This is a genomic window from Priestia sp. TRM10 (assembly GCF_057808375.1).
Window position 1 is genome coordinate 1 of the sequence record NZ_JBJZOT010000017.1, and the last position, 9,156, is coordinate 9,156.

Annotated in this window: 7 protein-coding genes and 2 pseudogenes; all 9 read right to left on the minus strand. The window is 33.0% G+C overall.

What is annotated here, in order from left to right:
- Positions 1–189: 189 nt before the first annotated feature.
- The 9 genes and pseudogenes from ACK3CR_RS25415 to ACK3CR_RS25455 all read right to left on the minus strand — a co-directional run bounded on the left by ACK3CR_RS25415 (position 190) and on the right by ACK3CR_RS25455 (position 8,685).
- Positions 190–1,461, minus strand: a pseudogene (locus ACK3CR_RS25415) (MFS transporter).
- 22 nt (positions 1,462–1,483) lie between these two features.
- Positions 1,484–2,413 carry a bifunctional helix-turn-helix transcriptional regulator/GNAT family N-acetyltransferase gene (locus tag ACK3CR_RS25420; RefSeq protein WP_488976291.1) on the minus strand — a complete coding sequence of 310 codons (930 nt, stop codon included), beginning with the start codon at positions 2,411–2,413 and terminating at the stop codon, positions 1,484–1,486.
- Between the two features lie 420 nt (positions 2,414–2,833).
- Positions 2,834–2,943 (minus strand): annotated as a pseudogene (locus tag ACK3CR_RS25425) (IS6 family transposase); the annotation flags it as partial.
- Between the two features lie 496 nt (positions 2,944–3,439).
- A complete protein-coding gene (locus ACK3CR_RS25430) occupies positions 3,440–3,721 on the minus strand; it encodes an AbrB/MazE/SpoVT family DNA-binding domain-containing protein (protein WP_430240529.1) in 282 nt (93 codons plus the stop codon).
- Positions 3,722–4,206: 485 nt separating this feature from the next.
- Positions 4,207–5,133, minus strand: coding sequence for a PhzF family phenazine biosynthesis isomerase (locus ACK3CR_RS25435; protein WP_488976292.1), 927 nt, complete (start codon positions 5,131–5,133; stop codon positions 4,207–4,209).
- A 204-nt stretch (positions 5,134–5,337) separates the two neighbouring features.
- Entirely contained in the window at positions 5,338–6,249 is a 912-nt protein-coding gene (locus ACK3CR_RS25440; RefSeq protein ID WP_488976293.1) for a DMT family transporter, read from the minus strand.
- On the minus strand, positions 6,239–6,637 hold the full coding sequence (locus ACK3CR_RS25445) for a MerR family transcriptional regulator (protein ID WP_430240523.1): 399 nt from the start codon (positions 6,635–6,637) through the stop codon (positions 6,239–6,241). The genes ACK3CR_RS25440 and ACK3CR_RS25445 overlap by 11 nt, the downstream gene beginning before the upstream one ends.
- Positions 6,638–6,895: 258 nt before the next feature.
- On the minus strand, positions 6,896–7,459 hold the full coding sequence (locus tag ACK3CR_RS25450; protein ID WP_488976294.1) for a hypothetical protein: 564 nt from the start codon (positions 7,457–7,459) through the stop codon (positions 6,896–6,898).
- A gap of 257 nt (positions 7,460–7,716) precedes the next feature.
- Positions 7,717–8,685, minus strand: a complete 969-nt coding sequence (locus ACK3CR_RS25455; RefSeq protein WP_488976295.1) for a hypothetical protein — start codon at positions 8,683–8,685, stop codon at positions 7,717–7,719.
- Positions 8,686–9,156 lie beyond the last annotated feature (471 nt).

Consider the following 9,156-nt stretch of genomic DNA (forward strand, 5'->3'; position numbering starts at 1 on the left):
CAAGAGCAATAATTAATGAGTAATGATAGTAAAAAGCACAAACTTGTTTAATATATTTTCTAATGTTATTTCACAATTTCTATAGTGAAAATAAGGTCTTCGGTAGGTAATTTTAGTTAACATAACATAGATTATAAGTAGTTATCATAAATAAAAAAGCAAGCCGATTCGTTTAAGGCTTGCTTTTTATCAACTTTGCAGTTGTTCTTCCGTGTTTACCTTCTCTTTTTTAGCAACCTTAAGAGGTTCAGGCAGTAACAGGTTTAAAATGGCTGCGCCTACTAAGATAATAATGGATAAGTAAAAAGAAACGTTATAACTGCTTGTCTCACTGTAAAATAAGCCTGGTAAATAAGCACCCAATGCTGATCCTATTTGATGACTAAGAAATAACCATCCCAAGATAAAGCCAATAGAATATTCTTTAAAATATTGAGTAGCTAGTAATTGCGTTGGTGCTACTGTCGCAAAATCAACTAATCCGAATAATACTGCAAAAATAAGGAGTAATATAGAATTATGACTATATAAAAGAATACATATTGATAAGGCCCTGATTCCATATAAAAAGAATAATATTTTCCGACTACTCCAACGATCAGCTACTATCCCAGATATTAAGATACCTATAATATTAAAACCAGCCAATAGACTGACTGCAGCACTAGTCACACTCGTTGAAAAGCCATGATCATGGGAAAATGGAATAAGGTGTGTATCCATTAACCCGGTAGTAGTAAAACCACAAATAGCAAAGGGCAAAATCAAAAACCAAAATTCTCTTTTTAGAAAGACATGCCATATCGAAAAGGTCGTGTTTAATGTTTTTTCTTCGACTATTTCTTCTTCTATACTTTCTCCTCCAATAGGAACTAGCCCTTTTTCTTTAGGATGATTTCGTAAAAATAAAAAGACAATAGGAAAGACAATAAACATTAAAAAGATGCCTAATATAATAACGGTCATTTTCTAATCCAACCACTGGATTAACAGGAGAGACCCAGGAACAAGAAGCATTTGTCCAGCACCGAATCCTGCTTCCATAATGCCAAACGCAAGCCCACGTTTTTCATTAAACCAACTGGTTACAACCACTGTTGCAGCTACATTGGAGGCTCCTCCGACACCAAGAGACACCAAAATTCCATAAAGAAAAAATAATTGCCAAAATTGTGTGACAAAGGACGTAAAAAAAATACTTACGCCTACCAGAAGAGTGCTAAAGGACAGAATAACACGAGCACCTAATTTATCTACCATTCTTCCAATAAGTGGTTGAGACAGTCCATAAATAATAAAACTTAAAGTTGAAATAAGAGAAATGGTTCCTCTATCCATGGAGAATTCAGTTTCCCAAGGTTCAACAAAAGCACCAAATGAAAGGCGAACACCTTGAACGGCTAAAAAAGTTAAAAATGTAACAAAAACAATAATCCAAGCATAATGAAATGTTCTCTTCATACAGTCTCCTAACACCAAATGATTATTTGTTTTCTAATTCTAAATCCCAACGTTCTTCCATTAAAACAGATCCCCACAATGATTTTTCTTCTTCTTTTTCTACGATTTTAAATCCGAATTTTTCATATAATGGTCTGGCTGTGATCATATCACTAACCGTCCAAAGAAGAATTCTTTCATAGCTATGTTCTTTACAGTATTGGACTAGAGACTTAATTAGTTGAGTCCCCACTCCCTTTTTGTGAAAGGATGGATTGACAAAGAACCACCTTAATTGACATACCTTGTCTCCATCATTTACTAACCCAATACATCCTGCAAACTGGCCACTGATTTCTGCTATCCAAATTCTTTCAATGTCAGCGTTAAACGTTTCATGAAGATAGGATAAAAAACTGCTATCCCATTTATGTACTTGGTTATAAAATAACCATTGTTGTTCAATCATGTTCTTTACATCTTCAGAAGTATAATAACTTCTAATAGAAACAGATTTTTCTTCTTCTTTTTCTTTAAATGAATGAGAAAGAATAGTTTGTATGGTATGCATCGAATCCACAAGCTTTTGTTGCTGATCACGATTCAAACTTTCAAGAAGATATTCTACTTGCAGATTAGCTTTCTTCTCCAATTCTCGGTAAATGACTTCTCCATGATTGGTTACATGTAAAAGGTGGTTACGTCCATCATCTTTACACTTTTCTTTATAAATTATTTTTTCTTTTTCGAACTTTTTGATAATTCCACTTACATAACCACCATCTAAGTCTAATTTTTCTTGAATATTTTTAGCTGTACAACGGGTTATGTTATAAATTTCAAATAAGATACGGGTTTCTGTTAAAGAAAAAGGACTATCATAAATATGTTCATTTAAAAACCCTAAAACATCTGTGTAAAACCTGTTGAATTTCCTGAATTCAAGACCACATTCATTTTGTACATTAATCATTCTTACACCTCTTTCAAATTATACAAACGTAATTATTTACCAATTTAAATCCCAACACTTGACTAAGTCAAGTGTTTTCTATAATTAAAAAGAAGATGTATGTTACAAATACATCTAGTTAACATAAAACATGTTTGCGAAATTAAAAAAAGGCACAAACCCGTTGTTCCCCAATGGGTTTGTGCCTTTTCCTTTTTATATCTCGCTTTCACCTATGCTAATGGCTCATTAGTTAGTATAAAGGATTGGGCTAGCTGGATTTGAACCAACCTTATCCTCTCACATTTAAAGAATTGAAGAAAAGGATGGCCGGAGGTATCTAATTAAGTGAAGTTAAATATTGGAATAATTTCATTGTAATCTGTACCTACAGCCAAATCTATTCTTTCAGGAATAGAGGCAATACATATGATTAAAAAGAATTAGATTTATCAAGGTATAGGATCTACGTAGGTACCCTCTCACAGTTAGTAAAATAAGATTAGATCTGGTTGATAATGTCTCCATATGAATAAATTTTGCTTTTCCATACTGATTACGTCCTTTTTTAGAATACCAGTAGTATCTCCAAGATTTAGAGATTACCTGGAGGTATCTTGAAGTTTTTGCACCAGGACTACGAAAGAGAACAATGTATACAAATAAATGACTTCAAGAATACATGAAGTATTCTTTTTTAAAGTATTTATAAATATTTTCATATTTATCATTCCTTTCCTTTGTCATTTATAACACCATACTATCCATTTTATATAACATCTTCCTTTTTGTTAGATTACCTTTCATCATTTATTTTATAGCCTATGACTATTTGTTTTTTCATGACTTGATTTAAATTAAATTAAATTAAAGATTTCTGGTTGACATAAAACATGTTCGCGGAAGTAAAAAAGCACACACCCGTTGATTCCCAACGAATTTGTGCTTTTTCTTTTCTGCTTAATTATAGCTTAATTATACTTTTACGAATGCCCTTAAAACAGCAGCCGCAATGTTATGGCTGCTGTTTTATATGTATTATTTTATTTATGCTTTTTCAATAACTCTTTGAATATCTTTTGAAATAATCTCCAAGCCTTTAGGGCTTACGATTAATTTTCCGTTTGCCAACATCATATTATCATCGGATACCTTACCAGTTATCATACATGCATTTCCAGGTTGATACTTTCTTAAGATGACGCTCTCCCCGTCTACAAAGATTTCTACAGGATCACTCTTTTCAATCTCTAATGTGCGTCTTAATTCCTTCGGAAGCACAACGCGTCCTAATTCATCAATCTTTCTGACAATCCCTGTACTCTTCATTTATCTATCCTCCCTATCTATTTCGACTCCTATTTTAACATTTTTATAATGAATTAATGATAATATTCTAAAGTTGGAATGAAGTTCCAATTTGAAGGTCGTTATAGTTCATGAACACTGACAACATACATTTCAATCATATTCCTGGGTCAATTTCGTTCTCAATAGAGTACACCCTATTGATAATGTAGTGATTTATTACTTTTCCCCCAGGTTTTAAAGCACCCCAAATACACTTATCAAAGTCATTTAAATGGTACTATTCTTATAGGGACCTCTTATTCTTTGAATCGTTTCTATCACCTTTATACCCAATAGGACACATTAACAAATCGACATACAGAGAATCCTTAGACTGAGGTAGTTTTTTCTCTTTTTAGACTGTATCTCACATACAAACTTAGTTAACATAAAATGTATTATCGGTATATGAAAAAGGGATCTTCCAATTGAAGATCCCTTTTTACTTATTTGGTGAGTTAAAGCTACCTGTTAGTTGAGTAACTGGGCTTATCTTCTAAACAAATATCGAAATCTTTAACATAAACGGCGTTCCCAGTAATTTCAACATCATAAGATTCACTGTTTTTCGAAATGTGCACCATAACCCGACCATCTTTTTCAATTTCATGACCTTGCTCTACTGTAAGGCTCAGAGAGTCTTCAAAATTGTTGTTTTTTATGTATTTAGCAAAAAACGCTCCCATTACCCCCGAAGCAGTTCCCGTAACTGCATCTTCAATTGTTCCAGAGAATGGTGAAGAAAAGTGTCTCGCATGCATATCTGCCTTAGTATCAAAGGTTTCCAAACAAAAAGGATGAATAGATGACTTCGGCATTTCTTTCAAAATAGCAGGGAATTCCTTATTATTAGGTCTCATTTTTTTAAATACAGCAAGTTCTTTTATTGGGATTAATAGTGTCCAAGTACCTGTACTTCCATATAAAATTGGTAAATCGTCATGAATATCTGATTTTTTTAATCCTATTGATTTAGCTAAGTCTTCTTTAGAACCTTTAAATTCTTCAAATTGGGGTGAAGCTTGTTTCATTATTATAAATATTTCACTTTCACTAGATGATTGAATTTTAATCGGTAAAATTCCTGCTCTTGTTTCAATTGTTAACTCCGTTTTATCACCTAATAGCCCTTGTGTTTTTAACGCATAAACAGTTGCCATTGTTGCGTGACCACATAAGTTCATTTCGTGCCCTGGTGTAAAAAAACGTATTTTTAGGTCAGCTACTTCCGATTTAACTGGAAAAGCTGTCTCATTAAACCCTACTTTGAAAGCTATTTCTTGCATTTCCTTATCAGTTAGGTTATCTCCGTTTAAAACTACTCCAGCTGGATTCCCTTTATTAGGTTCCATACTAAACGCATCATAATGATGAACCTTAATGGATTTCATAATTATATTCCCCCATTGGTCAATTTAAAAGACTTCATTATTTTACCATTAATTACTTGATCTCGATTAACTTAAATTGCACCTTAAATTAACAAGATCCTCGTATGTTATATGAATATTGTATTCAAATCTAGTTAACATAAAATAGGTTCTCAGCAGTAATAAAGACTATATAATCTCTATATAGTCTTTATTCGTTTATTCTTATATTGAGGGTGACACTTTTTGTTTTCTTCTTAATCGTAAGAATCCAGAAGCTGTTAAAACACCTAAGATAACTAAACATGTACCTATGACTTGTGGTAATGAAATAGAAGCACCAGTTAGAATAGAGAGAATCATGGTGACTACGGGAACCAAATTAAAAAATAAAGACGTGTTACTTGCACCAATAGTCGCCATACCTTTATTCCACCAAAGATAGCCTAATACACTTGTAAAGAGAGCCATGAAGAGAATAGCTCCCCAAGCTGATACTGTAACATGAGATAAGGGTTGAGGACTTGGTAAAAAGACTGTTAATACAATAAGACAAAGAGAGCCTGTTATCATCGTATAAGTAGTGGTCTCCATAGAAGAACTACCCTTTACATATTTTCTTCCTAATACACCGTATAACGCCCAACATACATTTCCAGACAAGATTAGCAAATCACCTTTAGAAATAGATAATGTTTGAATAATTTCTAATGAACCTTGAGTAAGTACAAGAATAACACCTGCTAAAGCAAAGAATATACCGAGAAACTGTTGTTTGGTAATGGGGTTCTTTAAAATAAAATAAGCAAAAAGTGCAGTTACCAGAGGATTAGTCCCCATAATTAGCGCTCCGTTTAGAGGAGAAGTATATTGCATTCCTAAAAAGAAAAAGGTATTGAATCCAAAGATCCCCACAATACCAAGCAAAATGTACATTTTCCAATGAACTTTAATGATCTCTAGCTTGATTTGTTTTTGCCATCCTAAGATAAGAATCATAACCAATGCAGCGATACCAAATCTCCATGCTGCAGCATTTGCAGCTGAGAAATAGTGAACCGAGTACTGGGCTAAGTTGAACGTAGCCCCTGTAAATACCGCGAATCCTATTAACATAAGATATATCTTACTCTTCACTTTTTAAGCCCCCAATCATCGTTTCGTATGCCTCTAATTTCTCTTTTGTCACATTCATAACCACTTCAATCTCTTGTTTTTGCTCTTCTAAAAAGCGTAGGTGTTTCTTTAAAATATCTGATCTAGTTTGGAGCTTTTTTATTTGTATGTCAGTAGAATCAATATTTTCTAGAAGGCATCCATCCTTTAAAAATTCTTGAATCTCATCTAAAGACATCCCTGTTTGCTTTAACATTTTCATAAATTTGAGCAGGCGAATTTCACCCTCTGTATACCTTCTCTTTCCACCTTTTCTTAAGGGTGAAGATAATAAACCAATCTTTTCATAATAACGTAAAGTGTGAGCTGTGAACCCTGTTTTTATAGCTGTTTCTGATATACTATACATTTCCATTTCCTCCTTTCTTTACATGTTACAACTTAGACTTAACTCCAAGTCAACAATTAATTTATAAATAAGAAAAGACTCGGAATTCCTTTGAGTCTTCTTGTTTAATTAACATAATAGACCTTCTAGAAAGTAATAAAAGCACAAACTCATTGAATTACAACGAGTTTGTGCTTTTTTTCTACATCATTTTATTTTACCAGACTGGTTTTTTTAAGATATTTAAAGGTTTATTTTGCTACCTTCTTAACAAGGATACTATTTTTCTTGAGTTACTTGATAGAAAGTAGTAAAGGCTTTAAAGTTACTAATAAAACTTGTATGAAGATTATGGAATTGTGTATCAAGTGTTCTCCTAGATTGGGACTCACCGTTCCTTATGTCATTAATTTTTTCTTCAAGTTCTACTAAACTTTTAATACTATCAACAAAGTACTCTCTCTCTTGTTTTGAGTAATTTTCTTGGATACTGAGATCTAACAATATTCCTCTTGCTTCCTTTACCTCAAGTAACATAGCATCTAATTCTTGGGTACTCATTTTCGACTTTTTTTCATGTGTTAACCAATCCTGTTCAAATATCTTGAGTATATCCTTGGTTTTTTTACTTGTTAGATCATTTTTAGAATGTATTTGAGATGTTCGTTTAAAGTTGTCCACGTCTTGTTTATACTCTTTAGTCATAACAGAATCAGGTTGATAAGAATACGTTTTATATATACTAAAGAATGAATAGGGATAAAACCATGTCACTGCCAATATAAAAAGTGCAATGATACCTAGAAAAACTAAACTAATCCTTGTTGGCCTCTTACTCATCATAAATTCTCCTATCTTATTTGCCAAAATAAATGAAACAAAGTTCGTTGTAGGTATGTAGCTAATTTCCTGTATTTCTACTTAATATCCTTTATATTCCTTACCCTATCAAGGAATGGAGATGAATTCAAATCTTTTTGATAACTTCCCTTACTTCTATTAGGTTAAGATTATGATTATAGATGGATTACAATAGATAAACTCTTGATATAAAAAGCTTTCCTACTAAGGATAAATATCTTAGTGGGAAAGCCATTTGGTTACTTATATTCTAAAATATGCGTATTTGGATGTTCAGAAAATGAAGTACTTGGTGAAACAGAGAATGAAACACCTGATAGACTAATACCTGGAACGAGAGTAGATTTCGACTCTTGGTGAGCATAATGTCCATAAGCATCTAGTCTGTTTGTTGTAGCTAATGGAGACACACTATAGTACATATAACTCGATAATGTTTCTACTCGATCTGCAGCACATCCGCCTGTTGTTTCATCATCCGCAAGATTCATTCTTAAAGCATATCCCCCAGCACCTTTTTGCCATTTAGAACTACCTGAAGTATAAGTAGCACTGCCATATTGATATCCATTACAGTAGCTCCATGTTTTCCAATTTTGCTTTCCATACTGCGTACCAGGGGTTGGTCCCCAATACGTTTGGTTAATACCAACACCAGATACGTCGACATGTCTAGTAGAAGGCAATTTAGACCAGCTTACACTATTCTTTAAACGATAATTGTTCGTAGATAACTTAGTTATGGTGGTGGTCATTTTTTTGTATGAAGTACTTGTTGAATCACTAGAAAAGGTTGAAAACTGTCCAGATGATTGCTTTTCCTTCTCGAGTTCCTCGTAGTAAGTTTGTTTATTTAACTCGATTATAGTAGGTTCTGATGAGTCAGCTTCCTTAAGTTCCATTTGAGACTTTAACGAAGTGTTAGATTCTATAGGTTCAACAATCTTCAAATATTGAGTGGTGGAAGCTACAACTTCACCGTCTAAATCCTTATTCAGTTCATATTCTTTTTGATCCATATTCTGAATCTCTTCTTCTGTGAAACCTAAAGATAGTAAGTTATCCACTTCTTTGTCTGTTAATTCAACACTTTCTCTATTCTTTTTTACCACTCCTTCCTCAGCGTTTTCTTCTGCCGAAACTTTAAAATTAAAAACTGATAATACTAGAATAAGTGCGAGTAAAACTGAAAAAAATTTACTTTTCACTTAAAATTCCTCCATTTCGATAATATAGTTTCACACGCAGGCCATGGTAACACACATATTATAAAAAATCACCCTTATTTGTTATATTTATGTTATTAATATAAAAATTTACATTAAGGAAAGCTGATGGAATATGGGAGGGCGGAAGTCATTATCTCTGCAATCCATTATATATAAAACTAACTATCGGACATAAACCATTTAGGAGAACATTTTGAATATATATGGATATTAGTCTATCAAACCGGACACACTTTCCCTATCCGTATAAATAAGAAAATCCTTTACTACTGGTAAGTAAAGGATTCTTTTATATTAAAATTCATTTAAGAAGAATTAGTTACGTCGGGTAGGAAGGCACTCTCACGAGTGCCCTCCCCCCTAAGAACCGTACGTGACAGATTTCCCGTCATACGGCTCAAGCCTTCTTTTTATCCAAACAACTCTTTTATTTTATACAAGGTACATGTA

Bases quoted from the DNA above. Each gene is read 5' to 3' on its own strand.
- ACK3CR_RS25420 (WP_488976291.1), bottom strand. From the start codon at position 2,413: ATGATTAATGTACAAAATGAATGTGGTCTTGAATTCAGGAAATTCAAC.
- ACK3CR_RS25430 (WP_430240529.1), bottom strand. From the start codon at position 3,721: ATGAAGAGTACAGGGATTGTCAGAAAGATTGATGAATTAGGACGCGTT.
- ACK3CR_RS25435 (WP_488976292.1), bottom strand. From the start codon at position 5,133: ATGAAATCCATTAAGGTTCATCATTATGATGCGTTTAGTATGGAACCT.
- ACK3CR_RS25445 (WP_430240523.1), bottom strand. From the start codon at position 6,637: ATGTATAGTATATCAGAAACAGCTATAAAAACAGGGTTCACAGCTCAC.
- ACK3CR_RS25450 (WP_488976294.1), bottom strand. From the start codon at position 7,459: ATGATGAGTAAGAGGCCAACAAGGATTAGTTTAGTTTTTCTAGGTATC.